The sequence below is a fragment of the Flavobacterium limnosediminis JC2902 genome (assembly GCF_000498535.1).
Classification (GTDB): domain Bacteria; phylum Bacteroidota; class Bacteroidia; order Flavobacteriales; family Flavobacteriaceae; genus Flavobacterium; species Flavobacterium limnosediminis.
This window is the reverse complement of sequence record NZ_AVGG01000002.1, coordinates 293714-319820: the sequence shown is the minus strand read 5'-3', so window position 1 is coordinate 319820 and position 26107 is coordinate 293714. Positions and strand designations below refer to the sequence as shown.

The following is a 26107-nucleotide window of genomic DNA, read 5'->3' as shown; positions in this document are numbered from 1 at the left end:
AGGGGTTTTATAGAACCAATTCGGCATATAATTTTTCAAATGTTTTGTCCAGATTCGTACTAAAACCAGGATGTGGTCTTGAGGTTTGTATGCTGGAACTTCTCACCGCTGTGAGCCAACGAAAGCGTTCCGCTATTTCAAATTCTGCTATTGGGCCTCCTTCTTGCTTCCCGGAACAAATTTTGGTAAACGAGGTTATGTTTTCTTCCAATTGTTCCACGTCAAAATCCGGACAGCATAATTTTATTTTCTCCATAGGGATTTGATGCTCAATCTTCAGGTATTTTTGTTGCTTACAGAAAAGTATCAATCCGATATTGATAAATTCTTCGCGTTCTACTTTAGGTACCACACGAATTACGGCATATTCATATAAGTGTTTTTCGTGCATCTTGTGTTTGTTTTAAAAAGTTATCTGAGTTTGCCAGTCGTAAGGACAAAAAATGAAAGTAAACGTCTTTAATTTCTTCGGAAGTTATTTCTCCATTTTCCCATTGCAACCAATCTTCCGGAATTAAATGTACAAGCTCTTTCAGTACCGTGTCGTTTAATTTTTGGGTAAATTCTGCATGGACTTCCTCCATTTTTGTTGCTTTTGGTAACAAGACATGATCTTTTATCAGTGCAAAAGGACTCACCGCATTCGCTTTCCAATTGTCCCAGGAATGGTGAAAATAAAAGGAAGCGCCGTGATCAATCAGCCAAAGTTCCTTATGCCAGATCAATAGATTCGTGTTGCGGAAGGTTCGATCAACGTTAGTGATGAAAGCATCAAGCCAAACGATTTTAGAAGCAAGGAGTTCGTCGCAATCATTCACGGCGGCGTCATAGGTAATCGCTCCCGAAAGGTAATGCAATCCTAAATTCAAGCCCTGACTGAATTTCAATAAATCCTGAATTTCTTCATCGCCTTCCATCCTGCCGAAAGCCTCGTCTAAGTTGGCAAAAACGAGTTCCGGAACCGGCAATCCTAAAAAACGGGCAATTTCTCCGCCAAGCAATTCGGCAATTAATGCTTTTACGCCATGACCGGCACCGCGAAATTTCAAAACATATTTGAAATCGTCATCGGCTTCTGCCAAAGCAGGTAAAGAACCGCCTTCCCGAAGTGGCGTAATATAACGCATCACTGTAACGGTTCGCAAATTATTCTGATTCATAGTTGTCGTCTTGTTTCACAAAGATATCATTAAAATAAAAAACTCCGACGGACAACCGACGGAGTTTCAAGTGTAAACTTTTTAAGGATTAAGCAGAAATAGTTTCCACTTCCTTATTGATTTTATTTACCAATCCAACCAATACTTTCCCCGGACCTACTTCCGTAAATGAAGTTGCGCCGTCAGCAATCATTTGCTGTACCGATTGCGTCCATTTTACCGGAGCAGTTAATTGAATGATTAAGTTTTTCTTGATTTCGGTCGCATCGGATACCGCGCTTGCCGTTACGTTCTGATAAACAGGACAAATCGGTGTGCTGAAAGTAGTTGCTTCGATAGCCGCAGCTAATTCCTCACGGGCCGGTTCCATCATTGGTGAGTGGAATGCACCACCAACCGGTAAAATCAAAGCGCGTTTCGCTCCGGCTTCTTTCATTTTTTCGCAGGCTTCTTCCACGGCTTTCAATTCACCGGAAATCACCAATTGTCCCGGACAGTTGTAGTTGGCCGCAACGACAACACCGTCGATAGACGCACAAATGTCTTCTACAATCTTATCTTCTAAATTCAATACCGCTGCCATGGTTGATGGTGTAATTTCGCAAGCTTTCTGCATGGCTAAAGCACGTTGGGAAACTAATTTCAATCCATCTTCAAACGATAAAGCACCATTGGCTACTAAAGCCGAAAATTCTCCTAAAGAGTGACCTGCTACCATTTCCGGTTTGAAATCTTCCAATGTTTTCGCTAAAATAACCGAGTGTAAAAATACCGCCGGCTGCGTAACTTTGGTTTCTTTCAATTGTTCCGCCGTACCTTCAAACATAATGTCGGTGATACGGAAGCCTAATATTTCGTTCGCTTTTTCAAACAACTCTTTGGCTACTGCCGAATTCTCATATAAATCTTTACCCATTCCGGTGAATTGCGCACCCTGACCCGGGAATACATATGCTTTCATCTTTTTATTGATTTAGTTTTGTGATGCAAAAATAGTGATTTTTTTGAAGCGCCAACTTTAGGGCATTTTTGGTGTCGTCGTTCCCGCTGTCCCTCCAATCTGTCATTGCGGGATTGCAAAACAATCTCGCAATGACAGGATTTCCGTCCCATCGGGGCTAGGAGGAAGGGTTGTTTTGTGTCGGTAAACAAAAAACCTGCAATTCATAACGAATTACAGGTTCTTTCATCATTAATCAAAAACTAATTATTAGGAAGGCATTATTGTTTTAAAAGTTGTAATTCAATGTTCAGTTTCACATCTTCACTTACCAAAACGCCACCGGTTTCCAAAGCCGAGTTCCAGTTCAGTCCCCAGTCTTTACGATTCACTTTTCCGGAAATGTTGAGGCCCGCTTTGGTATTTCCCCAAGGATCTGTCATCAGTCCGCTGAATTCTGCCGGAAGTGTTACGAATTTGGTAACGCCTCTCATGGTTAAATCACCGGCCAATTCATAATTTTCGTCATCCACTTTCGTGAACGAAGACGCTTTGAATGTCATTTTCGGGTGGTTTTCAGCGTCAAAGAAATCAGCACTTTTTAAGTGATTGTCCCTGTCGGCGTTTCGGGTGTCTACCGAATTAATATCAGCTGTGAATTCGATAATTGCTTTGCTGAAATCATCGCCTTCGGTGATAATGTTTGCATCGTAATTTTCAAATTTTCCGGATACGTTGGTGAACATCATGTGTTTTACTTTAAATCCAATTTCTGAGTGTGTCGGGTCGATTGCCCATTTTGTTGTTGCCATAATTTTTTATTCTGTTAAATGTTGTGTTGTAATTTGATAGGTCAAAGTTACGTCGGGGTTGGGGTTCAGGTACTTAATCTGGATTAAGAAATTTTAGTTTTCAGTTTCAGTCTCAGTTTTCAGTCACGGTTTTCAGTCTTAGTTTTAATCTGAGTATCGAGTTGTTTGCCGTGACTGTCAAGTGTCAACTGCGACTGAAAACTGCGACTGCTTACTGAATCTGCATCGGAACTTCCATCAACAGGAATTCGGTTTCCGAGTTCGCTTTAATCGTAACAGTATCGGTATCCCAGATTCCGAAACCGTCCCTGGTATTCAGCTCCTGGTTGTTTACCGTAAGGTCTCCACTCAGTACAAAAACATACAATCCGTTGCCTGTTTTTTTGAAATTGTATTCGGTTGATACATCCTGATCGAATTTACCCAAATGAAACCACGCGTCCTGATGAATCCATACGCCGGCATCTTCCGGATTGGGTGACAGTATCTGTTGCAATTTGTTTTTTCTGTCATCTTTATTCAGCGTAATCTGATCGTATCGTGGGGTTACGCCTCTTTTGTTTGGAATGACCCAGATTTGTAAAAACTTCACTTGTTCGTCTTCATTTTTGTTGTACTCGCTGTGTTGTACTCCAGTTCCGGCACTCATTACCTGAATGTCTCCGTTTCGAATCACGGTTTTGTTGCCCATGCTGTCTTGGTGTTCCAAGTCGCCTTCCAACGGAATACTGATAATTTCCATATCTTGGTGCGGATGCTTTCCAAAGCCCATTCCGGCAGAAACGGTATCGTCATTCAATACGCGAAGTACTCCGAAATTCATGCGTTCCGGATTGTGATAATTGGCAAAACTGAAGGTGTGAAAACTTTGTAGCCAACCGTGGTTTGCTTTTCCTCGTGTATCGGCTTTGTGTAAAATGCTGTTTTCCATAATCTTTGAATTGGTGTTTTGAATATGATTGAATCCAACAACCTCTTCTGTCTTTTCAGAAGTACTGTTGGCTAAGGCGGTTCCGGTTATTACGGCGCCTCCACCTAAAATTGTTTTCCGGATAAAATCTTTTCGGTTCATAACTTTTATTTTGATAGGACAAAGTTACGGTATGCTTATTGCAGAAGCACTTAATCTGGATTAAGAAATGATTTTGGAGGTGCTAAGGCACTAAGTAGCTGAGGTTGTTATTTTTTTAAAAGACGTGCTTTCATTTTACTGAAAAATTCCGGGGTAACACCAATATAAGAAGCGATTTGTTTTTGCGGAAGACAGTTCACCAATTCCGGATATTTTTTGGAGAATTTGTCGTATCGTGCTTCGGTGGTAAAACTCATGTTGTCAATGAGTCGTTGTTGGTTGGCTACCAGTGAGTTTTCGATCAGTATGCGGAAAAAACGTTCCAGTTTCGGAACCTGAAGGTATAATTTCTCCTGATTTTCTTTGGATAGTAACATGACTTCGGCCTCTTCATTGGTTTCGATAAAAAGTTGTCCCGGTCGTTGCGAAAGATAACTGTACATATCGGCAATCCACCAACCCGGGCACGCAAAACTCACCACATGTTCCACGCCGTTTTGGTCAACGGTATAACTTCTGAGGATGCCTTTGAGAATGAAAAAGGAATGCGTGCAGATTTGTCCTTCTTTTAAAAGTATGGTTTTTGCTTTGTAGTGTTCGGTCTGCACTAAAGTCAAAACGAGTTCCTGCTCTTCAGTGGTGAGCGAAACATGTTTTGCGATATTTTCTAATAGAGTCTTCATTGAGAGGTCTTCAAATGTAATGAAAAAGTCACTATGATTTCGGATGATTAAAACCTTTCTTTTTTTGAAATGAGGAATTGTTTTATGGGCTGAGGGACGAAATCTTCATTCCGCTGATTCATTTTCTGTTTTTGAAGCAGTCAAAAAAAGCCCCGTTTCATATCAAAATGAGACGGGGCCGGGGTTTTGGTTGTAGTTTGTTTACTATTGTTTAGCAGTTGTCTTCTTTTCAGGCTACGGTATTAAAACTTTTTTTGTTAAAGTTTGTTTGTTGTCTAAAGTTACTTTTACGATCAACATCTGTGATGATGCTGGAATAGCATCAGTGTTGAATTCATTAGTATTAATCCCTTTTTTGGAGTATACTGATTTACCTGTTAAATCGTGTACTTCGATGCTAGTGATGTTTGAAAGACCAGACAATACAGTAATTTGATTTTGTTTCGCAATTACTCGGATAGCGTTGCTGTTATCAAGCGGAGCATCAATACCCAATGTTTCTGTTGTAAAGCGTAACTCAAAACGGTTGTTGAATGTTCCGCTGGTTGTTGTGAAGGTAAATGCGCTGGCTTTTAAATCGTGATAAATCCCTGTTGTTCTGTCCCATAGGTAAATGTCCTGATTTGCGAAAAGTCCGTCGAAATTCTCCAAAGTGATGCTCATTTGTCCGTTAAGAGTAGTTGTATATCCTAAAGGAACAATGTCTGTGGCTGCGAACGGCAAACTGCGTCCCTGAATGGATAATTTGTCGTTTGACAGCATAGAGTAAACTGAGATCACATTTTCAGAAGGAAGTGTTTTTCCGTCAAACAGTCTGTCCATTTCATTTGTTGCTTCCTGGATATATCCCACAAGCGCTTCGTTATAACCACCTTGAGTGTTACTTAACGAAATCCAAACGCGGTGTTTTTCAAGTGAAACCGGTGTGGAATTGGTGTTGTTTTCCGTTTGATTGGTTCTGAAAAACTGCGTGTTGTTACTTTGTACGCGCATTGAATTTTTGAACGTTACACTTTGTGTTCCGTTAGCCATAGCGGTATGGGCATCGATAAAGAATCCTTGTCCTGCAGCTATTTTTCCGGTTGGGACTACAGGATAATCTCCCGTAGTTGCTGACGAAGCAGTTTTGGTGCCACCTGTAAGATTGTATTTTGCATAATCGTTTACAGTGTAGTTGTACGTGTGGTTTCCCGGGATGCTACTGCTGATTGCGGTATTGTGTGTCCAAAGGTAAATAGTTCCGTTTACGATTCCGGCATTGGCAGGATCAGTAAGGAATAAATCAATATCAATTGCGGAAGGATAAGGGTTTCCTATTAAATTAAGAATGCCTGCTCCTTTTGAGAAAGGTGTTGTGATGGTTCCGTTGTTAGGTGTACCAATGAAATTTGTCTGAACTATTTGCGTAGTGCTGTAATTAAGTCCGCTTGGAGCTCTTCCTATGTAACCTTTTCCCTTAACCATTGCGTCACCTGCGTATTGTCTTACCCAATTGTTGCTAATTGCGGTATAGGAATAAAATAAGGAATTAGTAGCAAGTTGCGCTAAGGTGGCATTGGCTACCGGAGACGACCAGTAGGTGTAGTCGTATTGTTTTAACGGTGTTGTTGTTCTTTTATAGATTATGTTTCCTGTGTTTACAGCGGTTTCGCTAATCTGAAGTAAACTACTTGAATCTTCAAATGTTAATGAACCTCCTGAAACATTGATATCATTGGTTACTGTTAAAGTATTGCCGGAATTTATAACAATATTACCAGAATTTATTTGGCAAGAACATCCTGTAATATCAGAAGAAGATGAATAGTTGCCGGCAAAAATTATTTTATCATTCGCTGTAGGAGGAACTCCTGTTGACCAAGTTGAGCCGTTCCAGGTATTGGTTACAACCGGATTAAACGTTGCGCTTAAAGATGCTGTTGATGTACATGACCCTGATGTCGCTGTAACGGTGTAGGTACCTACTGGAGCCGTAACTGTAGATCCTGAAACGGTTACTCCTGTTGATGGAGTTACAGCATAAGTATAAGCAGCATTGTAATTGCTTATGGAAAAGCTCCCGTTGGCTGTCGCGCATGTCGGCTGAATTACAGTTCCCAATGTTGGTGTTACTGGTGCTGTTGGTTGGGTATTGATAGTAACACTATTTGCTGCTGAAATACATCCTGCAGAATTTTTTGCTGTTACGTTATATGTTCCAGATGATAATAAATTGAAAACTCCTGTGGTATTGGTGTAATCAGATCCGTTAATACTGTATGTTATTCCTGAACCTGTAGGAGCGGTAATAGTAATTGCCCCTGATGCAGTTGAGCAGTTTGGCTGTGTTGTAGTCACCGTTGGTGTTGATGGGGTGTTGTTTACAACAACTGTAACCGGTTTTCTTTGCGTTGTAAAGGCACCTGTAATAGCTTCAACATAATATGTGGTAGATGATGATAGAACTGATGTTGTAAATGTTGCTGAATAAGGTGTCGCTGTAGAATTTGTTGTTGATAAAGCAGTACCTCCACTAGCATCAGTATACAACTTGTATGTTGTCGCTGCTGTTGGCGCCGGGTACATTGACGCTGTAATCGTAGAAGCCCCTGTGCCACAAATTGAAGTAGCACTCGCAGTAACAACATTATATCCCCCGTTGGTTACGAGTACTGGGAAGGTAGTTGATACTCCACTACCGCCGCCATTGCATGAGGCTATGCTGGTAGTTCCGATTTTAATTAAATCGGAGGCACTACAGTTTCCCGAAGCACCTATGCTTCCTCCGTTTTCAACTATAAGTGACGAACCGGCTGGCAATGTTAAGTCTTTATTGTTGTCGGAAAAATCAATGGAGGCATTGTTTCGGATTACGAAAGTAATAGCGCCTAAGCATGGAAAACTTAAATTTGCGTTCATTACCAAAGTAGTCGCGTCAGTTCCGTTACCAATGTAAACCGTAGAGCAGCCATTAAATGTAGTGCAAGTAATACTACTTGCGTTTACCGTTGTTCCTGAAATGGTACATTGAGCAGTACTGTCAAAAGCAAACAAGATGACAGTGATTAGCAATAGTAGATTTTTTTTCATGGTATTTGTTTTAAATTATCTGGGTGCAATTCTTAACAAAGATATTTCGGCGTATTCAGGAGGGTGAATAAATCCGATGAAATGCATAAAAAGTCTACTATCTGTAAGATTTAAAATTTAACAAATTTAGTACTACATTTATTTTTGTATAATTCACCTGATTTTGTTATAAATATAGGATATTGTGATTTTTTTTTTCGGTGATTGTCTGGTGCAAAGTGTTTTATTTTGTTAAGGGTGATCTTTTTAAGGGGTGTTGGATTCAGATCAGGAGAATTTAGATATAAAACCCTGAATTTGAGCAGGTTGTTTTTTGTTGGAAAGAAAAAAGCACGATCTTTTGTCGTTTATGACAAGAGCGTGCTTTTGTAGAGATTTTTTGTAGGATAAATTATTTTTTTTCTTCCACTAATCTGAAGGTAGTAACTTTAAAACGGTCGTTTTTAATAACTCCGGAAACTTCTGCTTTGTGTATGGTATTGCAGAAGCCGTCCTCGGCGTGGGCATCGCCGTGTTGGTCTATAGTGGTTCCGTCAACGAAATAGGTTTTTCCATTAATCCGTACGGCCAAATCACAACCTTTGGCTTTCATTCCGAATTGACATTGGCCGCAGGAAGCCTCCACGATTTGTGTTTTTGGTTTTTCTTTCTTTTCCTGAGCTGATAGTGCGGCTGTTGAAAGAAATAGAAGTGTAACGAAAATGTTTTTCATATGGAATAGGTTTCGGTTTCTAAAGTTTTACCACTGTGACTGAAAACGGAGACTGTCAGAAAGCTTGATTTATACATTTACAGTTACTAAACCAGCCGTTTTTTTAGCGCGTTCCACCACTTCTTCCACAGGTGTATCCATAGTATCATTTGATAGTATCACGCCCATTCGTCTGTAAGGTCGGGAGGTGGGTTTTCCGAAGATTCTGAAATCGGTTTTGGATAGACCGGCCACTTTTTCGATACCGGTATAGGTTGGGTTGTCTGAATTTTCAGAAGCTAAAATTACGGCACTGGCACCCACTTTCTCCAAAGTGATTTCGGCAATCGGCAGACTTAAAATAGCACGCAGATGCAATTCAAATTCGTTGAAATTCTGAGTTCCGGCTAATGTTACCATTCCGGTATCGTGTGGTCGAGGGGATAATTCTGAGAAATAGACACCTTCGTCGGTCAGGAAAAATTCCACGCCAAAAAGTCCGGCGCCGCCCAAAGCTTCGGTTACTTTACGAGCCATGTCTTGTGCTTCTTCAATATCTTTTTGAGAAACTCTTGCTGGTTGCCAGCTTTCCTGATAATCGCCACGTTCTTGCCTGTGTCCGATTGGCGCACAATATAAAGTGTGATTGTTGTTTTGGGTAACGGTCAGTAATGTGATTTCCGAATTGAAGTTTACAAACGCTTCCACAATTACTTCCACCACGTCACCACGGGAACCTTCAACGGCGTATTTCCATGCTTTTTCAATATCGGATTCGGTTTTTATGGTCGATTGCCCTTTTCCGGAGGACGACATCAATGGTTTTACCACACAAGGCATGCCGACTTCGGATACCGCTTTCTGTAATTCTTCGGCTGAGGTAGCATATCTGTAATTGGCAGTTTTTAGTCCTAACTCTTTAGCAGCCAAATCGCGAATCGCTTTTCGGTTCATGGTAAAGTTGGCAGCTTTCGCGGATGGGACCACGGTAATTCCTTGTTTTTCATAATCGTAAAAACGTTCGGTTCGGATGGCTTCGATTTCGGGCACAATAAAATCGGGCTGGTGTTTGGCCACGATGCGATCCAGTTCGGCGCCGTCCAACATATTGATGACTTCAAATCCGTGAGCTACCTGCATGGCTGGAGCATTTTCATAGCTATCAACAGCAATCACGATTTGTCCTATTCGTTGTGCAGCGATGACAAATTCCTTTCCGAGTTCGCCGGAACCTAACAGTAATATTTTCTTTTGCATTGTTTGTGGGTTGTTTAAATAGGATGTAAAAATAAATACTTTGTCAGTTATAATTGCGTTTTCTTTAGTAGTGTTTTTTAAATAACTGAAAATCAATTATATTTTATTTGTATACATTGTAGTAAAATGTATATTTGCAATATGTATAGTAAAGAATTAACCAAGGGAACCTTGCAGCCCATCATTTTGAAACTCATAAGCGAAAGTGATAAAATGTATGGCTATGAAATTACACAATGTGTAAAAGAACTCACTCTGGGAAAAATTGATATTTCCGAGGGTGCATTGTATCCGATTCTCCATAGGTTGGAAGCGGATGGGATTTTGACAACCGAAAAAGTGTTCATCGGAAAGCGGGTGAGGAAGTATTATAGTATCACCGAGTCGGGAAAAAAAGTCGCTATTGATGTTTCTTCTGAGCTTAATGATTTTATCCAGACGCTTTCACTGATTTTTAAACCTAAAGCCGTTGCGAAATGATTTTAACCGATAATCAAATTGAGTATATAGAAGCCAACCTTAAATTTTATGGTGTGGCTTCCGAAGCGCTTCGCGAAGATTTGCTGGATCATATCTGTACGTTTATTGAGACCGGTGATTTTACTGATTTCGAAACTGCTTATCGGGGAGCGTTGCAACGTTTCGGGGGATATTCTGCTTTGGGAAGTTTGCAAAAAGAAACGCATTACCAGTTATATGAAAAGAAAAATATCAGGAGAAAACGAGTGGTCTATTTTAGTGGATTTTTAGCTGCCTTTCTGTTGAGTACCGGTGTTTTGTTTAAGCTTTTTCATTGGCCTTTTGCCGGAATCATTCTCTTTTCGGGATTTATTGCACTGAACCTTATATTGTTGCCGGTACTCTTTTACGAACGCTATAAAAACGCAATCCAGAAAACTATTTAAACCAACTAAAACTACTATAATGTATGAAAAAATCAATTTATGTACTAGGTTTCTTAACCTGTTTTGTATTGGGAATCGGGGCAATGTTCGAATTTTTGCACTGGCCTTGGAGAGGAATTATCGTATTCGCCGGTTTTTTGTTGCTTAACTTCGGATTGATTCCGTTGTACTTCTATCATAAATATAAAAACGCTTAGGTATGAGAGGCTTTTTTATATTGTATTTGCTGCTGTTGACAACACAAACTACGTTTTCACAGATGAGCACTTTGGGTAAAATTGACGAGTTGCTTAAAGAATACGAAAAACCAAACACTCCAGGACTAAGTATTGGCGTGGTGCAAAATGGGAAACTGATTTATTCCAAGGGAATCGGGTTTTCAACTTTGGAATACAATATTAAAAATTCAGACAGCACGGTTTTTAGTATCGCTTCCATTGCCAAACAATTTACTTCGGCTTGTGTGTGGACGCTCGTTCGTGATAAAAAAATAGCATTGGACGACGATGTTAGGATGTATCTGCCCGAATTGCCAGAGTACGGAGAAGTAATTAAAATCCGTCATTTACTGAATCATACCAGCGGATTTCGGGATTATAACTCGTTGATGTACCTGATGGGTTTCGATTATGATACGGAATATTATGACAATCAAACCTTATTGCAACTTGCCTGTAAGCAAAAAGGATTGAACAATATTCCCGGTGAAAAAGTGATTTATGGCAACACGCCCTATAATCTTTTGGCCATTATCATCGAAAGAATTACAAAACAAAATCTCCATGAGTATGCCAATGAAAATCTTTTTAAGCCATTGGGGATGTCACATACATTAATTCGGACCGAAAACAACAGTTTGATAAAAAACAGGGCGGTTGGTTACCAAAGTTCGGATAAAGGTTATCTGCAATTTCCAAGAGTGCAAAAAAGTTATGGTGCGGGAAGCATGGGATCAACAGTGTTGGATTTGGTAAAATGGGTTGAGGTCCTTAATGGTAAAAATCAAAAATTCACGGAACTTACTCAGTTTTTGACAACGTGTGAAATGTTGCCTTCCGGTGAAAAAGCGCATTATGGAAGAGGAGTAATGGTGGATGATTATAAAGGTTGGAAGGCAATCAGTCACAGCGGTTACGGTTTAGGAGGACAATCCCAATTGATTACTTTGCCGGAAAAACAAATATCAGTTATTATTATGACAAATTTGGAATCGATAAACCCAACGCCGATTTCTTATAAGGTGTTGGATTTGTTTCTCGACGCTGTTAATGAAAAACCGACCGCTAAAAAGAAAATTTTTATTCCGAAATCAAAAGATTTTCACCACTTTATTGGACAGTATAAGGAGCTGAACAGCGATATGAAAATGGAAATCCTGATGGAAAACGATACCTTGAAAGCAAAAGGAGCTCAGTCTCGGAAAGCAATTGCATTACAGGGATGTGAGCCGAATAAATTCCATAGGATCAATAATGAAAGTGTAAAATACGAATTCTTTACGGAGAAAAATGCACCTTGTGATATGATGATTTCCTTTGGAGGGACGCCGTTCTATTTTAAGCGGGCTGTTTTTGTAAATCCGCAAACGGTTAACCTGACAGAGTTTGTCGGGAGTTATTCTTCAGAAGAACTGGGTGTGACCTATCGCTTTTTTATGAAAGACAATATATTGTTGTTGAGCTATCGCAATCATGAAAATATTCCGCTGATTACGGTGCAGAAGGATGAAATGGGAAATGGTGAAAGGGCTTTATATCATTTTGTTCGAAACGATAAAAATGAAATATCGGGGATGTTACTTTTTGCAGAAGGAACGGTCAGAGAGATTCGATTTGAGAAAAATCAGTAGTAACTAAACAATGTTGAAAAAGCCTCAAGATTTTCTTGAGGCTTTTTTGATACTAAACATGAGGCTTTCGAAGTTATGTGTAGTAGAAGTCTTAATATTGCGAAATCAAAAACCATTAAAATTATTGTTGTTCGTCATGTTTAAAAAGATAATTAATGTATTGCTGTTCCTGTTACTTCATATTTCTTTCTCAAAAGCATATTCTCAGGAACATTATTTAATTGTGAAAGATTCCATCACCAAGGAAACGCTTCCGTATACAAGCATTAATTTGCAAAACGGTTATGGATTATTTACCGATGAAAACGGAAAAGTAACATTGGATAAGGATATTCCGAAAACAATAAAAATTACGCATATCGGATATAGTTCCAGAATGGTTTCCATCGATACATTAATCGATAATGTAGTTTTACTTCAGCCCGAAACCAATGTGTTGAATGAAATGAAAATCCCGGTAACACGGAAAGATTTAAAAAAGCGAAAAGAGTATGTTGTCAAACCTTCACTGCATGACAATATTGATGAAATGTATTGGTCATCTATCGGACAGCAATTCGCATTTTATATTCCGAATGAAAAGGGAAACGGTGTTTTGAAATCGGTTACGATTCCTTTGATAGTGAAAGATCTCTATCAGGGGATGGCAGATTCTTCTTTTGAGGAGCATCCTTACGGAACGATGGTTCGGTTTGAATTTATGAGTAATTCGGATAAGCTGCCGGGTGCTAAATTATACGGTTGTGATAAAGTTTTTGTGATTCAATCCGATAAAGTTTCTCAAAAAGTTGAGGTAAAATTTGAGGAATCAATTCCTGTACCGGATGAAGGCTTTTTTGTGGTCATGACTGTAATCGGAAAAACAAATGAAAAAGGGGAGTATGTACCGGAAATGCCTTATGGTGTTCGTGAAGTGCATGGAGAAAAGAAGAAATTCATTAAAATAATTTTACCGAATTACCCACTGGTTGAAGCTCCGAAAGGACCATTAACGCTATTTCGACATGTGTTCGATAGCTCCGAAAAATGGCGCAAAATCGACAGGCCGATGGTCTATAAAAAAGGGAAGGAATATCCGGTTTATAATATCGGAATTGGGTATGTGATTTCGGCGTATTAAGTTGGGACAGTTCATGAACTATCGTACTGCGTGAGGGATTGCAGTGGAAATCCTTTTGCTTTTTTCTTTAAAAAGCAAAAGATTGCAACGGAAAGCCCGACCCTTGTGGTCACGCCCAAATATAAAAAAGCCCCAAGTTTCCTTGAGGCTTAATTTTTATGCTAAAACTTCGGCAGTGGTTACTGCTTCCTTGATTCGGCGTAAGGCTTCTTTCAGTAAATCTTCGCTGGTGGCGTAAGAGAAACGGATGCAGTTCGGGTTTCCGAAAGCGTCTCCGGTTACTGTGGCTACATTGGCTTCTGCCAAAAGATACATCGAGAAATCTGTTGCGTCTTTAATTTCGGTTCCTTTTAATGTTTTCCCAAAGAACGCAGAAACGTCCGGGAATACATAAAACGCTCCTTCCGGAACATTGATTTTAATACCCGGGATTTCTTTTAACAAACCTACCACTAAGTCACGACGACTGTGGAAGGCATCTACCATATGTTTTAAAACCGAAGGATCAGCGTCAACAGCTGCAATGGTCGCGCGTTGTGCAATAGAGTTCGCTCCGCTGGTTACCTGTCCCTGGATTTTTGTACATGCTTTCGCGATGAATTCCGGACCACCGATATAACCGATTCTCCAACCCGTCATGGCAAATGCTTTTGCTACCCCATTAACGGTGATGGTTCTTTCCAACATTCCCGGAATAGATCCGATACTGCAGAAAGTGCCTGAGAAGTTAATGTGTTCGTAGATTTCATCGGAAACCACGTAAATGTTCGGATATTTTTCCAATACTTTTGCCAAAGCAGTAAGTTCCTCACGGCTGTAAACCGAACCACTTGGGTTACAAGGCGAACTGAACCACATCATTTTTGTTTTTGGTGTGATGGCGGCTTCCAATTGTTCCGGTGTGATTTTGAAATCAGTATCTACAGAGGTTGGTACTTCTACCGGAGTTCCTCCCGAAAGTTTGATGATTTCGAAATAACTAACCCAGTACGGCGCGGGAAGGATTACTTCATCTCCGTCGTTTAACATTACCTGCGCAATGTTGTATAAGGATTGTTTCGCACCTGTAGAAACTACAATCTGCGAAGGGGTATAGTCTAAATTATTATCTCTTTTGAATTTACGACAGATAGCTTCTTTCAGTTCTAAATAACCTTCAACGGGAGTATACGTGCTGTAATTCTCATCGATGGCTTTTTTGGCAGCTTCTTTAACGAAATCCGGGGTGTTGAAATCCGGTTCCCCTAAACTTAAACTGATAATGTCTTTTCCTTGAGCTTTTAATTCTCTGGCTAAGGCAGCCATGGCTAACGTTTGTGACGTAGATAAATTGTTAATTCTATCCGAAAGCGGGTTCATATTAAGATGTGTTATGTAGTTATTCTTAGTTTTAAAATTATGCCATTTGCGGTTTTTGTCCCAGTTCTTTCAAATGTTTGAAATGGGCAATAACGGCGCTGGTCATTGTTTTGTATTCGTAGTAAGGCAAGTTGCACTCTTTTGCGGTTTGTTTTACGATTTCAGCAATTTTTCCGTAGTGAATGTGACTGATATTCGGGAAGATATGATGCTCAATCTGATGGTTCAGTCCTCCGGTGTACCAGTTTACGATCCAGTTTTTCGGAGCGAAATTGGTTGTGGTGAACAATTGATGAATAGCCCAGGTGTTTTCGATTTCGCCTACTTCATTCGGAGTCGGGTTGGTGGTTTCGTCTACCACATGCGCCAATTGGAACACGATACTTAAAATCAGTCCGGCTGTATAATGCATTACGAAGAATCCGATAAGAACTTGCCACCAGACAATTCCTAAAATCATCGGAATCACTAACCAAATAGAGAAATAAATCACTTTTGTGATTACTAAAGTTGTCCAAAGAATTTTTGGATTTTTAGGTTCGCCATATGATAATTTTCTTTTGAGATAGTTTCTCATCTGTTTGAAATCTGTAGTAATTGCCCAATTGAACGTAAGCAAACCGTAAAGGAAAACTGAATAATAATGTTGGAATTTATGAATGGGAGACCAGTCGGCATGTTTAGTGAATCGGATTACCCTACCAGCTTCCAGATCTTCATCGTGGCCTGGGATATTCGTGTACGTATGATGCAATACATTATGTTGTACTTGCCAGTTGTATACGTTTCCGGCTAAAATATAGATGCTACCGCCCATGATTTTATTTAACCAGGGTTTTGTGGAATAGGAGCCGTGGTTCCCGTCATGCATTACATTCATCCCCACACCGGCCATTCCGATTCCAATAACTATAGTCATTAAAATGTGTGCCCAAAAAGGTAAATCCAAAGTAAGAATCAGGAAATATGGTGTCAGAAAAAGTGAAAACATAATAACGGTTTTCAGATGCAATTTCCAGTTTCCGGTTTTTTTGATATTGTTGTCTTTGAAATAGTCATTCACGCGTTTGTTCAGCGTTCGGAAAAATTTCATATTGTCCGTTTTTGAAAATATCGGAGCTTGTGTATTCATAATCAAATGCATTAATTCGCTTCAAAGGTAAGTATTAATGGAAACGCAAACCGTTAAATTAGTCAAAATTTTCAACAGTAAAATGTGTACTTTTGTTGAAAATTCAGAATAATGCAGAATATTGTAAAATATTTCCCTAATCTATCTGATAATCAGATAGAACAGTTCCGAAAATTGGAAGAATTGTATAAAGACTGGAATGCAAAAATCAATGTGATTTCGAGAAAAGACATCGATGAATTGTATACCAAACACGTGTTGCATTCGCTTGGAATTGCGAAAATTATTGACTTCAAACCCGGCTCTAAAATATTGGATGTGGGAACTGGTGGTGGTTTTCCCGGAATTCCGCTAGCGATTTTATATCCGGAAGTCGATTTTTATCTGATTGACGTGATTGCAAAAAAAATCCGTGTGGTGAATGAAGTGGCAAAAGGATTGGGGTTGGAAAATGTGAAAGCCGAACAAATGCGTGCCGAAAATGTAAAAGAAGAGTTCGATTTCATTGTAAGCCGTGCTGTAACCAACATGCCGGATTTCTTTTCTTGGGTGAAAGATAAAATCAAAAAGAAACAGAATCACGAATTGAAAAACGGAATCCTGTATTTGAAAGGTGGTGATTTAACCGAAGAATTAAAAGATTTCCCGAAAGCCACGGAATACAATTTATCGGATTTCTTTGAAGATGAGTTTTTTGAAACGAAGAAAGTGGTGCACTTGCCACTGAAATTTAAGGTTTAGGAATTACAAATTTTTGATTCGTGATGCAAAAATGAGTCCGCAATATTCTAAGTGATTTAGATATTTTGGTTTTTTTGGTTGCAATGAAGATTTAATAGAAACTTTATTTATTTGTAAAATCTTCTTTTGTTGCTTCTGATTTCTTTTTGCTCAATTTTGATCCCAGCATTGCTGCCAAGATTGCAGGAATCGAAAATATGACGAATGTAATTACACCCACCGCCCAAAAGGGACTGGGTTCGGACATGAGTATCAAAGGGATGAGTTGTGCCATAGTGCTCAAAGCGCCCCATTTCCATGCATTGTTTGGTGCAATATAGCCGAAAAATAAGTTGATCAGCATAAAGACAGGCAGTCCAATTGTATAATAGTGAACGCTGTCCCAGGCTTCCGTTTGATCTGTAAGATTACACAGTGTTATCCAGAAAATTATACCTGTTCCAATAGAAACCGGGTACATAAATTTATCTTTCATTGTGTGTTTGATTAAGAGGAGTTAACCTAAAGATATAAAAAACCCGCCAGAATTCAAAGCAATTTGATTCTGGCGGGTTTATCGTTTTATATGGAGATTTTAAATCTTAAAATCGAAATTTACAAATCAGATTATTCTCCTAAGAAAGCATAACGATAATCCGTAGGAGTAACGAAAGTTTCTTTGATTGTTCTCGGAGAAACCCAACGTAATAAGTTTAAGATAGAACCTGCTTTGTCATTCGTGCCTGATGCTCTCGCACCACCGAATGGCTGCTGACCAACAACTGCTCCAGTCGGCTTGTCGTTTATGTAGAAGTTTCCGGCTGCATTTTCAAGTGCTTTTGTAGCTTCAACAATCGCGTAACGATCTTGGCTGAAGATAGCTCCCGTCAATGCATAGCTTGAAGTTCCGTCAACTAAGGCCAAAGTTTCAGTCCATTTAGCATCTTCGTAAACATAGATTGTAAGAACTGGTCCGAATAATTCCGTACACATAGTGTTGTATTTCGGATTCGTAGTTAAGATAACCGTAGGCTGAATGAAGTATCCCACAGATTTGTCGTAACCTCCACCGGCAATAATTTCAGCATCGGCGTCTTTTTTAGCCTGATCGATGAATCCTGCTAGTTTGTCGAAGGATTGTTCTGAAATCACAGATGAAACATAATTACTCATGTCTTCCGGAGATCCCATTTTAATCGAAGCCAAATCAGCTAATAATAATTCTTTAACTTCAGGCCAAAGTGAAGCCGGAATATACGCTCTTGAAGCCGCAGAGCATTTTTGTCCCTGATATTCAAAAGCACCTCTTGTTAAAGCGGTAGCCACTTGAGCAGGTATTGCAGAAGGGTGAGCAAGAACGAAATCTTTTCCACCTGTTTCTCCTACAATTCTTGGGTATGTTTTGTATTTGCTGATATTCTGACCGATTTTCGCCCACATATCATTGAAAACTCCGGTTGATCCAGTAAAGTGAATTCCGGCGAAATCAGGACTTGCCAATAATGTATCCGAAATCATTCCTGAATTTCCGGTAATCATGTTGATAACACCTGCCGGTAAACCTGCCTGTTGGAAAACTTCCATGATTACATTAGCCGAATATACCTGCGTTGCAGCCGGTTTCCAAATTACCACATTACCCATTAAAGCAGGTGCAGCCGGTAAGTTTCCAGCGATTGCAGTAAAGTTGAACGGCGTGATGGCATACACGAATCCTTCTAATGGACGGTGTTCCATTCGGTTCCAGATACCTTCCGATGAAACGGGTTGTTCTGCATAAATTTGTGTCATGAACTGTACGTTAAAACGTAAGAAGTCAATCAACTCACATGCTGAATCAATTTCTGCCTGATGCACTGTTTTTGCTTGTGCAATCATGGTAGCAGCATTGATTTTAGCTCTGTAAGGACCTGCCAATAACTCGGCAGCTTTTAAGAAAATGGAAGCTCTCTGTTCCCAAGGCATGTTGGCCCATTTTTTCTTTGCTTCCAAAGCCGATGCAATCGCTTTTTCAATATGCTCTTTTTCGGCTTCGTGATATTGTCCCACCACGTGTTTGTGGTCGAATGGAGGCGTCATGTTTTTGGTTTTTCCGGTACGGATTTCCTCTGCGCCGATATATAAAGGTACATCAACTGTACTGTTGAACATTTGTTTGAAAGTGGCTGCAACAGCTTCTCTTTCAGGGGTTCCGGGAGCGTATGTTTTAACGGGTTCGTTAACCGCGGTCGGAACATTGTAGATTCCTTTTGGCATAATTTGTTATAATTTGAGTTATCAAAAATTTCGCGTAGCGAAGATACAAATTATTAGCCAATTTGTTAATCGGTTAATTGTTAATGGTTTTGTAAAATTAATGGTTTAATTCAGTGCAAAAGGAGCACTCAATTTGAAAGTCGGAATGATAACGCGGAAACTTCTTGTGGACGTGAAATTTACCATGTTGAAATAGCCTCTCATGGCTCCGAAAGGAGATGACAGCAGGCAACCGGAACTGTAGGTGTGTTTTTCTCCCGGTTTTAAAACCGGTTTTTTACCGATAACGCCTTCTCCGTCAACAACTTCAAGATCGTTGAGCGAATCGTGGATTTCCCAGTGGCGGGAGTTCAGTTGAACCGAATCTTTACTCTGGTTTTCTATGGTTACCTCATAACTGAAGGCAAAGTGAATCTTGTAGTTTTTAAAGTACGTGCCTTCAAAACTGGTTAATACAGAAATCTTTATACCGCTTGTTATTTGTGAAACCATATTTTTTGTAAAAATGGATTTGAACTTCAAAAATAGGAAATATTTATTTTTGATTGTAAAAATTATGTTTTTTTTAATTGGTTATGTTTACGGAAGTTGCCATTCCTTTTCCTATGACTCTGTCATAACGGTCGTTGTTACCTCTGTAGTATACCAAAACGAAATAATTGTTTTCGGTTTGCCAATAATTACCGTCAATGGCATTTTGATGATCGATTTTTCCGTTTTTATCTGCAATTACATATTCGTAATTCGTGAATCCCTGTTTTATCAGAAGGGCTTTTTCAAACAATCCTTTATCGGCATTGTAATCCATTTTGAATTCAGGAGTGAGCGCGTAATTGTTAAACATTCCCGATATATAGACATCGTTTTTGTCCATAAAGGTATTCGTGTTCAATGTAAAGTAAACCCAGGCATAATCGGCCTCAATAGTGTTGTCTTCCGCGTTAAGGTTGTTGGGTAAAAAACTTCCGTTAAGATCGGGGTAATAGGTGTACCCTGCATTTTTTCGGGACGTGTTCATGTAGAGGTGGGAATTGTAGATTTCTCCGGCACTCACATGTCCGACATTATTTGCGACCGCACGAATGTCTTTGTTTTCAAAATTCAAATATTCATTTCCGCCCCAGAAACTCGTTTCTTTATCGAATCTGTAGATTAAATCGGCGCCGATGGTGTACTGCGGTTTTATATTGTAAATCGCGTTGTTGAATTTTCCATTTTGAAATAAGGCGACTTTGACGTTCTGATTCGGATTCTGAAGCAGATAGTTTCCGGTGTTGATGGTGAAATACAGGTTCTGCATTTTATCAATGGTCTCAAGATCACGGGAACGTTTTACCAGCGTCGCGACCGGAACACGTTCTTCATAAATGATGAATTTGCGTGAAAAAACCAATTCCTGTTGGGAGTTAAAGATTTTCAGCATATAATTTCCGGTCAGTAAAATTTGGTTGAACCGATTTGGAAATGCTTGTGTATAATGCGAATACAACTGTAGTGTGTTAAACGAATTCTTATAGTTGATGATACGCTGATTGTCCATTCCCTGTAAGTATTCGGCTTTGCCTAAATCGGTCGGAGTCCAATCGTAATTGTACTGGGTGATGGTATAGTAATAGTCGGCTTCGTTTCCGTAAACGTCGTCAAATTCAAACTGAAAAGGCTCACCCAGACGGAATATGGGAATCGTAATGTTTCCGTTCTGAACAAAAGCTACCGATTTAATGTTGAAAGGCGGAGCTACTTCTTTTTCAATCTGTGCCACTGCCTGAAAAAAACTTAAACATACCAGTAAAAGGGAATATATTTTTTTTGCAACCATCTTTTGAGGTGTAGGAATTAAAGTGTAAATATAATGATTAACATTGATTTAAATTGTTTTTGATTTTGTGGAGTTAATCCGAATTTTAAATTTTGTTAAATTAGTTATAATAAAAAACTTACTTTGGAGTTATATGAATAGTTTTACAAAAAAAAATAATTAACCAAAAACATTATGAGACAACTCAGCAAACTGACCTTCGGGTTATTTTTGTTTCCTGCTGTAATTTTCGCTCAGGAAATAGATTTTTCAAAAGCGATTCCGTTTGATCCGGAAGTAAAAACCGGAAAACTGAAAAACGGTCTGACGTATTACATCAAGAAAAATGCCAAGCCGGAGAATAAAGTCGATTTACGCCTAGTGGTTAACGCCGGCTCCATCCTTGAAGACGATGATCAACAGGGATTGGCGCACTTTATGGAACACATGTGCTTTAACGGGACAAAGCGTTTTCCTAAAAATGAACTGGTGGATTATCTGCAAAGCATCGGAGTGAAATTCGGTCAGCATTTAAACGCGTATACCAGCTTTGATGAAACGGTTTACTTTTTACCGATTCCGTCCGACAGTCCCGAAAAACTCGAAAAAGGATTTCAGATTATAGAGGACTGGGCTTTCAATACGGTACTTACTCCGGAAGAAATTGATAAGGAAAGAGGTGTTGTTTTGGAAGAATACCGTTTGGGTTTAGGTGCCCAAAAAAGAATGATGGGGCGTTTTATGCCAAAATTGATGTACAATTCTCATTATGCAAAACGTTTGCCAATCGGTCAGAAGGAAATTCTTGAGAAATTCAAACACGAATCCTTAATCCGTTTCTACAAAGACTGGTACCGTCCGAACCTGATGAGTGTTATCGTGGTAGGAGATATCGATGTGGCCGAAATGGAGAAAAAAATTATCGATCATTTCTCAAATTACCAAAATCCGAAGAACGAAAAACCAAGAAAGACATTTGATGTTCCGAATCACAAAGAAACTTTCGTTGCGATTGAAAGTGATAAAGAAGCATCCAGTGCTCAGGTACAATTGATGTACAAAGATACCGGTTTGCCAAAACCAACGGTTAGCCTGAAAGATCTGAAGGATGATTTAGCGGAAGGTTTGTTCTCATCCATGATTAATGCGCGATTTGACGAACTTACTAATTCAGCAACACCGCCGTTTACCTATGGATATTCGTATCACGGAGGTACGTGGGCGAGAAGCAAAGAAGCATTTCAGTCGGTAGCGATGTCGCAGGAAGACAAGCAAATCGAGGCATTAAAGGTTTTGGTAAGAGAAAATCAAAGAGCTAAAAAATTTGGTTTCACGCAGGGGGAACTGGACAGGGCAAAAGCAGAGATAGCTGCCGGAATAGAGAAGATGTACAATGATAGGGATAAAACGAATTCGGAGAATTTCGTAAGCGAATATCAATCACATTTCTTAGAAAAAGAACCGACGCCGGGAATCGAATGGACGTATAAAACCGTGAAACAGATTTTACCGTTGATAGAACTGAAAGATATTAACGGCCTGATGAATGGGTTTATTAAAGATGAAAACCGTGTGGTGATTTTAACCGGTCCGGAAAAAGAAAACCTTAAAAAAGCAACCGAACAGGAAGTTTTAAATGCGTTGAAAGTCAACGATGCGGAGATTACGGCGTATGAAGACGTAGCCGTGGCAAAAGGATTACTGAAAGCAGAACCGAATCCTGGAACGATTATCCGCCGAGAAAACAACGAAAAATTGGGAACCAAAACATTGTTCTTGTCCAACGGCGCGAAAGTGACGTATAAGAAAACGGATTTCAAAAATGATGAGGTACTATTTGAAGCAGTAAGTTTTGGAGGAAGTAATTTGTATTCTGATGCGGAAATGAAAAAAATCCAGTTTGCGAACGGTGCTTTAGCCGAAGCTGGTTTTTCCGGATTGAAGCTGAACGATATCAATAAATTCATGACAGGTAAAATTGCATCGGTTAATCCGTACATCAGTAATACCACTGAAGGTTTAAGAGGAAATGCAACACCAAAAGATCTGGAGTATTTGTTCCAGCAAACGTATGCTTATTTTACCGATTTGAATTACGATGCTGAGGCTTTCGAAGGTTACAAACAAAAACAATCGGCCTTCTATAAAAACATGACGTCCCAACCGGCATTTTATTTCCAACAGGAGTTTTATACGTACCTAAACAAGGAAAATCCGCGTTTTAACGGTTTGGTTCCGACAGACAAAACATGGGCGGAAACCGATTACAAATTGGCATACGATAAATTTAAAGAGCGCTTTGCGAATGCATCCGATTTTGAATTTTTCTTCGTAGGAAATATTGATGACAAGGTTATCGAAGAGTATGCAGTGAAATACTTAGCGTCATTGCCGGCAAAGCCAATGAGAGAAAAAGCGAAAGATTTAGGGTATCGAATGCTGAAAGGGGAACATAAAAAAGTGGTTAATAAAGGGAAAGATCCTAAGAGTACCGTGAACATCATGTATTATGGTGATGCACAATATTCTGCTAAAGAAGCTTTTGCTATGCAGGCATTGGGTGAAGTGCTGACTATTAAATTAGTGGAACAGTTACGTGAAAACGAAAGCGGAGTTTACGGTGTAGGAGCGCGAGGAAGCATGAGTAAAGTGCCTTACGGTTATTTTAATTTCAGTATTTCATTCCCTTGCGGACCTGATAATGCGGAAAAATTAACGGCTTCGGCTTTAAATGAACTTCAGAAAATTATCGCTAACGGACCGGAAGCGAAGGATTTGGCCAAGTTCAAAGAAGGTGAATTGTTGGATTTCAAGAAAGAAAGTAAAGAAAACAGGTTCTGGTTGTCAAACTTCACAAGATCGTATACAAACGATCAAAGTGCTGAAGAAGTGTTGAAATTTGAAGAAAAAGTAAATGCTTTAACGGCTAAAGAAATTCAGGATGTGGCGAAAAAGTATCTTACAAAAGAAAAAGTTGTGGGAATGCTGATGCCTGAAAATAGTAAATAAATAGGTTGGTAGTTAGTTAAACGAAAAGCTCCCCGCTACAGCAGGGAGTTTTTTTATTTGTAACAAACCGGGATAATTTCGCCTTTCGCGAGACAATATTTTTCTACCAGTTCGGGAGCTATTTTATTGGTATAATCTTCTTCGGTGACTTTAAAGCCAATACTTCTTAATTTGTCGAAATAGTCTCTTCCGTAAACACGAACGTGATCGTACTGCCCGAATATTTTAGCCCGTTCTTTTGGATCGGTTATGGAATCATCCGAAAAAGTTGTTGCTCTGGATAAATCCTGCGGAATCTGGAAAATGCCAATACCGCCCGGTTTTAAAACCCGGAAGAGTTCCTGCATCGCTTTGGTGTCATCCGGAATGTGTTCCAAAACGTGGTTGCAGAAAATAATATCATACGAATTATCATCAAACGGCAAATTACAGATATCTGCTTTTACATCCGCTAAGGGTGAAAACAAGTCGGTTGTAGTGTAATCTATGTTTTGTTGTTTCTTGAAACGCTTGTAAAATTCCTGCTCCGGTGCAAAATGCAATACTTTTTTCTTTTCGGTAGCCGTAAAAAAATCGGTTTCGTTTTTTAAATATAGCCAAAGCAAACGGTGTCTTTCCAAGGATAAGGTGCTTGGAGACAAAACATTGTTGCGTTGTGATCCGTATCCGTACGGTAAAAACATCCGGAAACTTTTCCCGTCAATGGGATCCGTGAAGGTGTTTCCTTTGAGTAAAAAAGCCAAAACGGGACGCACAACAATACTCAAGCGGATTAATATTGGACGCGGAATTGTATTTAAGATGAATTTAAAGAGTTTTTTCATAGGATGAATAAAAGGTAAACACAGGTTTCACAGATTAACACAGATGCACTGTGTTCTTATTGATTTAGATTTTACAAGACAACTCTTTTGTATTTTAAACTGTCTTCTCCAAAATTCACAAGTAATCCAACTTTGTTTTTTGAAGCAGCAAGATAGTTGAGTGTTTGTTTTGTCTCACTACTTGAAAGTTGTTGAATTGCTTTTATCTCTAAGATGATTTCTTCAAAAATCACAAAATCCGAAAAATAATGATGGGGTAAAACTATGTCTTTATAGGTGACGTTAAACTTTTTCTCTCTTTCAAAAGGAATTCCATTTTTTCTGAATTCATATTCTAAAGCATCACCATAAATTATCTCGCTATGACCTTTGCCGAGGATTTTATGAACTTCCATGCAAATTCCAATAATCGTATAAGTTTCCTCTTTTAAATAAAAATTTTCCATTAAAAAGTAATCTGTGACAATTTGTGAAATTTGTGTTTTATTTTTCCTCGAGCATCTTTAGCGGAACAACTTAAATTACAAACGGTACTTTTCTGAATTCATTTTCCTCATCAGAAGTAATTCCCAAAGCCTTGTGTACATACGCAAATGTCGATAGCAATTCAGGTTTTCCGTCAATAATTGCTACATCGTGTTCGAAATGTGCCGATGGTTTGTTATCGGCAGTTGTGATTGTCCAACCGTCTTTATGTTGTCTGATGTTTTTTGTTCCCTGATTAATCATCGGTTCAATGGCAACAACCATTCCTTCAACCAATTGTTTTCCGCGTCCTTTTTTACCGTAATTCGGCATTTCCGGAGCTTCGTGCATCGTACGTCCGATTCCGTGTCCGACCAATTCCCGAACCACACCATAACCGTGACTTTCACAATATTTCTGAATCGCATTACCAACGTCTTCCGTACGGTTGCCCACTTTCAGTTCGCGGATACCCACATAAAGCGACTCTTTCGTAACCTTCAATAGTTTTTTGGTGGCTTCATTTACCTCGCCCACTTCAAAAGTATAGGCGTGATCACCGTAAAATCCGTTTTTCAACGCACCACAATCTACCGAGATGATATCGCCGCTTTCCAAAGGTTTATCGGTCGGAATACCGTGAACTACCTGGGCGTTCGGACTCATGCAAAGCGAATTCGGAAATCCGTACATTCCTAAAAAAGCCGGGGTTGCACCGTGGTCACGAATAAACGTTTCGGCTAATTTGTCTAAATATAAAGTGCTTACGCCGGGTTTGATTTCAGAAGCAATCATTCCCAGGGTTTTAGAAACGATTAAGGCACTTTCGCGCATCAATTCAATTTCTTCACGGGTTTTAACGATAATCATATCTTCAAATTGTTGGACTGCAAAAATACAATATTCTGACGATAAATCTTTATTCGATATTTTGTTATGAGTTTTGTCATGTTTTCGTAACTTCATACGGCTTAATTTTGTTTAAA

25 protein-coding genes are annotated in these 26107 nt (G+C 39.3%); 7 read left to right on the top strand and 18 right to left on the bottom strand.

Annotation, left to right across the window (positions count from 1 at the left end; genetic code table 11):
- Positions 1-7: 7 nt before the first annotated feature.
- From FLJC2902T_RS04200 to purT, 9 genes are all read right to left on the bottom strand, one after another.
- Complete coding sequence (locus tag FLJC2902T_RS04200; RefSeq protein WP_035677105.1) at positions 8-391, bottom strand: DUF3037 domain-containing protein; 384 nt, start codon at positions 389-391, stop codon at positions 8-10.
- On the bottom strand, positions 369-1160 hold the full coding sequence (locus tag FLJC2902T_RS04195) for a HipA family kinase (protein WP_023578528.1): 792 nt from the start codon (positions 1158-1160) through the stop codon (positions 369-371). Before FLJC2902T_RS04195 ends, FLJC2902T_RS04200 begins: the two co-directional genes overlap by 23 nt.
- An 88-nt stretch (positions 1161-1248) precedes the next feature.
- The gene (fabD, locus tag FLJC2902T_RS04190) at positions 1249-2121 is read right to left on the bottom strand and encodes an ACP S-malonyltransferase (protein WP_023578527.1); all 873 of its coding nucleotides are present in this window, start codon (positions 2119-2121) and stop codon (positions 1249-1251) included.
- 260 nt (positions 2122-2381) lie between these two features.
- Complete coding sequence (locus FLJC2902T_RS04185; RefSeq protein WP_023578526.1) at positions 2382-2912, bottom strand: YceI family protein; 531 nt, start codon at positions 2910-2912, stop codon at positions 2382-2384.
- Positions 2913-3123: 211 nt separating this feature from the next.
- Entirely contained in the window at positions 3124-3843 is a 720-nt protein-coding gene (locus FLJC2902T_RS04180; RefSeq protein ID WP_211233877.1) for a pirin family protein, read from the bottom strand.
- A gap of 248 nt (positions 3844-4091) precedes the next feature.
- Positions 4092-4667, bottom strand: coding sequence for a Crp/Fnr family transcriptional regulator (locus FLJC2902T_RS04175; protein ID WP_023578524.1), 576 nt, complete (start codon positions 4665-4667; stop codon positions 4092-4094).
- Between the two features lie 234 nt (positions 4668-4901).
- Entirely contained in the window at positions 4902-7736 is a 2835-nt protein-coding gene (locus FLJC2902T_RS04170; protein WP_023578523.1) for a T9SS sorting signal type C domain-containing protein, read from the bottom strand.
- 391 nt (positions 7737-8127) lie between these two features.
- Positions 8128-8448: a DUF6370 family protein gene (locus tag FLJC2902T_RS04165; RefSeq protein WP_023578522.1), complete on the bottom strand. Its 321-nt coding sequence runs from the start codon at positions 8446-8448 to the stop codon at positions 8128-8130.
- Positions 8449-8517: 69 nt separating this feature from the next.
- A complete protein-coding gene (purT, locus tag FLJC2902T_RS04160; protein WP_035677234.1) occupies positions 8518-9684 on the bottom strand; it encodes a formate-dependent phosphoribosylglycinamide formyltransferase in 1167 nt (388 codons plus the stop codon).
- A gap of 141 nt (positions 9685-9825) precedes the next feature.
- Between purT and FLJC2902T_RS04155 the strand changes: the two genes are divergently transcribed.
- The 5 genes from FLJC2902T_RS04155 (at position 9826) to FLJC2902T_RS04140 (ending at position 13558) form a co-directional block, all read left to right on the top strand.
- Positions 9826-10164, top strand: coding sequence for a PadR family transcriptional regulator (locus FLJC2902T_RS04155; RefSeq protein ID WP_023578520.1), 339 nt, complete (start codon positions 9826-9828; stop codon positions 10162-10164).
- Positions 10161-10589, top strand: coding sequence for a hypothetical protein (locus FLJC2902T_RS16475; RefSeq protein WP_245594742.1), 429 nt, complete (start codon positions 10161-10163; stop codon positions 10587-10589). Before FLJC2902T_RS04155 ends, FLJC2902T_RS16475 begins: the two co-directional genes overlap by 4 nt.
- 23 nt (positions 10590-10612) lie before the next feature.
- Positions 10613-10786, top strand: coding sequence for a hypothetical protein (locus FLJC2902T_RS16365; protein ID WP_023578519.1), 174 nt, complete (start codon positions 10613-10615; stop codon positions 10784-10786).
- Between the two features lie 2 nt (positions 10787-10788).
- Positions 10789-12438, top strand: coding sequence for a serine hydrolase domain-containing protein (locus FLJC2902T_RS04145; RefSeq protein WP_023578518.1), 1650 nt, complete (start codon positions 10789-10791; stop codon positions 12436-12438).
- A 136-nt stretch (positions 12439-12574) separates the two neighbouring features.
- Positions 12575-13558 (top strand): peptidase associated/transthyretin-like domain-containing protein, encoded by a 984-nt coding sequence (locus FLJC2902T_RS04140; RefSeq protein ID WP_035677099.1) that lies wholly within the window; start codon positions 12575-12577, stop codon positions 13556-13558.
- 156 nt (positions 13559-13714) lie between these two features.
- Here the strand turns inward: FLJC2902T_RS04140 and FLJC2902T_RS04135 are convergent, their stop codons facing one another.
- A complete protein-coding gene (locus tag FLJC2902T_RS04135) occupies positions 13715-14917 on the bottom strand; it encodes a pyridoxal phosphate-dependent aminotransferase (RefSeq protein ID WP_023578516.1) in 1203 nt (400 codons plus the stop codon).
- Between the two features lie 37 nt (positions 14918-14954).
- The gene (locus FLJC2902T_RS04130; RefSeq protein ID WP_035677229.1) at positions 14955-16049 is read right to left on the bottom strand and encodes a fatty acid desaturase family protein; all 1095 of its coding nucleotides are present in this window, start codon (positions 16047-16049) and stop codon (positions 14955-14957) included.
- A gap of 111 nt (positions 16050-16160) precedes the next feature.
- Here FLJC2902T_RS04130 and rsmG point away from each other — a divergent pair, with 111 nt between their 5' ends.
- On the top strand, positions 16161-16790 hold the full coding sequence (rsmG, locus tag FLJC2902T_RS04125; protein ID WP_023578514.1) for a 16S rRNA (guanine(527)-N(7))-methyltransferase RsmG: 630 nt from the start codon (positions 16161-16163) through the stop codon (positions 16788-16790).
- A 103-nt stretch (positions 16791-16893) separates the two neighbouring features.
- Here the strand turns inward: rsmG and FLJC2902T_RS04120 are convergent, their stop codons facing one another.
- The 4 genes from FLJC2902T_RS04120 to FLJC2902T_RS04105 form a co-directional block, all read right to left on the bottom strand.
- Positions 16894-17265, bottom strand: a complete 372-nt coding sequence (locus FLJC2902T_RS04120; RefSeq protein ID WP_023578513.1) for a hypothetical protein — start codon at positions 17263-17265, stop codon at positions 16894-16896.
- A gap of 131 nt (positions 17266-17396) precedes the next feature.
- Positions 17397-19025: an L-glutamate gamma-semialdehyde dehydrogenase gene (gene pruA / locus FLJC2902T_RS04115; protein ID WP_023578512.1), complete on the bottom strand. Its 1629-nt coding sequence runs from the start codon at positions 19023-19025 to the stop codon at positions 17397-17399.
- 105 nt (positions 19026-19130) lie between these two features.
- Positions 19131-19517, bottom strand: a complete 387-nt coding sequence (apaG, locus tag FLJC2902T_RS04110; RefSeq protein WP_023578511.1) for a Co2+/Mg2+ efflux protein ApaG — start codon at positions 19515-19517, stop codon at positions 19131-19133.
- 73 nt (positions 19518-19590) lie between these two features.
- A complete protein-coding gene (locus FLJC2902T_RS04105) occupies positions 19591-20844 on the bottom strand; it encodes a type IX secretion system plug protein (RefSeq protein ID WP_023578510.1) in 1254 nt (417 codons plus the stop codon).
- 174 nt (positions 20845-21018) lie between these two features.
- Between FLJC2902T_RS04105 and FLJC2902T_RS04100 the strand changes: the two genes are divergently transcribed.
- A complete protein-coding gene (locus tag FLJC2902T_RS04100; RefSeq protein ID WP_023578509.1) occupies positions 21019-23832 on the top strand; it encodes a M16 family metallopeptidase in 2814 nt (937 codons plus the stop codon).
- Positions 23833-23885: 53 nt separating this feature from the next.
- Here FLJC2902T_RS04100 and FLJC2902T_RS04095 read toward each other — a convergent pair whose 3' ends face one another.
- The 3 genes from FLJC2902T_RS04095 to map all read right to left on the bottom strand — a co-directional run bounded on the left by FLJC2902T_RS04095 (position 23886) and on the right by map (position 25991).
- Positions 23886-24656 carry a class I SAM-dependent methyltransferase gene (locus FLJC2902T_RS04095; protein WP_023578508.1) on the bottom strand — a complete coding sequence of 257 codons (771 nt, stop codon included), beginning with the start codon at positions 24654-24656 and terminating at the stop codon, positions 23886-23888.
- 71 nt (positions 24657-24727) lie between these two features.
- Positions 24728-25102 carry a GxxExxY protein gene (locus FLJC2902T_RS04090; RefSeq protein WP_023578507.1) on the bottom strand — a complete coding sequence of 125 codons (375 nt, stop codon included), beginning with the start codon at positions 25100-25102 and terminating at the stop codon, positions 24728-24730.
- 70 nt (positions 25103-25172) lie between these two features.
- A complete protein-coding gene (gene map / locus FLJC2902T_RS04085; protein ID WP_023578506.1) occupies positions 25173-25991 on the bottom strand; it encodes a type I methionyl aminopeptidase in 819 nt (272 codons plus the stop codon).
- Positions 25992-26107 lie beyond the last annotated feature (116 nt).

What these genes read in the sequence shown, in the direction of transcription:
- FLJC2902T_RS04130 (WP_035677229.1), bottom strand. Translation starts at nt 16,049, where the DNA reads ATGAATACACAAGCTCCGATATTTTCAAAAACGGACAATATGAAATTT.
- FLJC2902T_RS04195 (WP_023578528.1), bottom strand. Translation starts at nt 1,160, where the DNA reads ATGAATCAGAATAATTTGCGAACCGTTACAGTGATGCGTTATATTACG.
- FLJC2902T_RS04180 (WP_211233877.1), bottom strand. Translation starts at nt 3,843, where the DNA reads ATGGAAAACAGCATTTTACACAAAGCCGATACACGAGGAAAAGCAAAC.
- apaG (WP_023578511.1), bottom strand. Translation starts at nt 19,517, where the DNA reads ATGGTTTCACAAATAACAAGCGGTATAAAGATTTCTGTATTAACCAGT.
- fabD (WP_023578527.1), bottom strand. Translation starts at nt 2,121, where the DNA reads ATGAAAGCATATGTATTCCCGGGTCAGGGTGCGCAATTCACCGGAATG.
- FLJC2902T_RS04090 (WP_023578507.1), bottom strand. Translation starts at nt 25,102, where the DNA reads ATGGAAAATTTTTATTTAAAAGAGGAAACTTATACGATTATTGGAATT.
- FLJC2902T_RS16475 (WP_245594742.1), top strand. Translation starts at nt 10,161, where the DNA reads ATGATTTTAACCGATAATCAAATTGAGTATATAGAAGCCAACCTTAAA.
- pruA (WP_023578512.1), bottom strand. Translation starts at nt 19,025, where the DNA reads ATGCCAAAAGGAATCTACAATGTTCCGACCGCGGTTAACGAACCCGTT.
- FLJC2902T_RS04170 (WP_023578523.1), bottom strand. Translation starts at nt 7,736, where the DNA reads ATGAAAAAAAATCTACTATTGCTAATCACTGTCATCTTGTTTGCTTTT.
- FLJC2902T_RS04105 (WP_023578510.1), bottom strand. Translation starts at nt 20,844, where the DNA reads ATGGTTGCAAAAAAAATATATTCCCTTTTACTGGTATGTTTAAGTTTT.
- FLJC2902T_RS04095 (WP_023578508.1), bottom strand. Translation starts at nt 24,656, where the DNA reads ATGAAAAAACTCTTTAAATTCATCTTAAATACAATTCCGCGTCCAATA.
- FLJC2902T_RS04185 (WP_023578526.1), bottom strand. Translation starts at nt 2,912, where the DNA reads ATGGCAACAACAAAATGGGCAATCGACCCGACACACTCAGAAATTGGA.
- FLJC2902T_RS04175 (WP_023578524.1), bottom strand. Translation starts at nt 4,667, where the DNA reads ATGAAGACTCTATTAGAAAATATCGCAAAACATGTTTCGCTCACCACT.
- FLJC2902T_RS04145 (WP_023578518.1), top strand. Translation starts at nt 10,789, where the DNA reads ATGAGAGGCTTTTTTATATTGTATTTGCTGCTGTTGACAACACAAACT.
- FLJC2902T_RS04120 (WP_023578513.1), bottom strand. Translation starts at nt 17,265, where the DNA reads ATGAAAGATAAATTTATGTACCCGGTTTCTATTGGAACAGGTATAATT.
- FLJC2902T_RS04135 (WP_023578516.1), bottom strand. Translation starts at nt 14,917, where the DNA reads ATGAACCCGCTTTCGGATAGAATTAACAATTTATCTACGTCACAAACG.
- FLJC2902T_RS04140 (WP_035677099.1), top strand. Translation starts at nt 12,575, where the DNA reads ATGTTTAAAAAGATAATTAATGTATTGCTGTTCCTGTTACTTCATATT.
- FLJC2902T_RS04165 (WP_023578522.1), bottom strand. Translation starts at nt 8,448, where the DNA reads ATGAAAAACATTTTCGTTACACTTCTATTTCTTTCAACAGCCGCACTA.
- purT (WP_035677234.1), bottom strand. Translation starts at nt 9,684, where the DNA reads ATGCAAAAGAAAATATTACTGTTAGGTTCCGGCGAACTCGGAAAGGAA.
- map (WP_023578506.1), bottom strand. Translation starts at nt 25,991, where the DNA reads ATGATTATCGTTAAAACCCGTGAAGAAATTGAATTGATGCGCGAAAGT.
- rsmG (WP_023578514.1), top strand. Translation starts at nt 16,161, where the DNA reads ATGCAGAATATTGTAAAATATTTCCCTAATCTATCTGATAATCAGATA.
- FLJC2902T_RS16365 (WP_023578519.1), top strand. Translation starts at nt 10,613, where the DNA reads ATGAAAAAATCAATTTATGTACTAGGTTTCTTAACCTGTTTTGTATTG.
- FLJC2902T_RS04100 (WP_023578509.1), top strand. Translation starts at nt 21,019, where the DNA reads ATGAGACAACTCAGCAAACTGACCTTCGGGTTATTTTTGTTTCCTGCT.
- FLJC2902T_RS04155 (WP_023578520.1), top strand. Translation starts at nt 9,826, where the DNA reads ATGTATAGTAAAGAATTAACCAAGGGAACCTTGCAGCCCATCATTTTG.
- FLJC2902T_RS04200 (WP_035677105.1), bottom strand. Translation starts at nt 391, where the DNA reads ATGCACGAAAAACACTTATATGAATATGCCGTAATTCGTGTGGTACCT.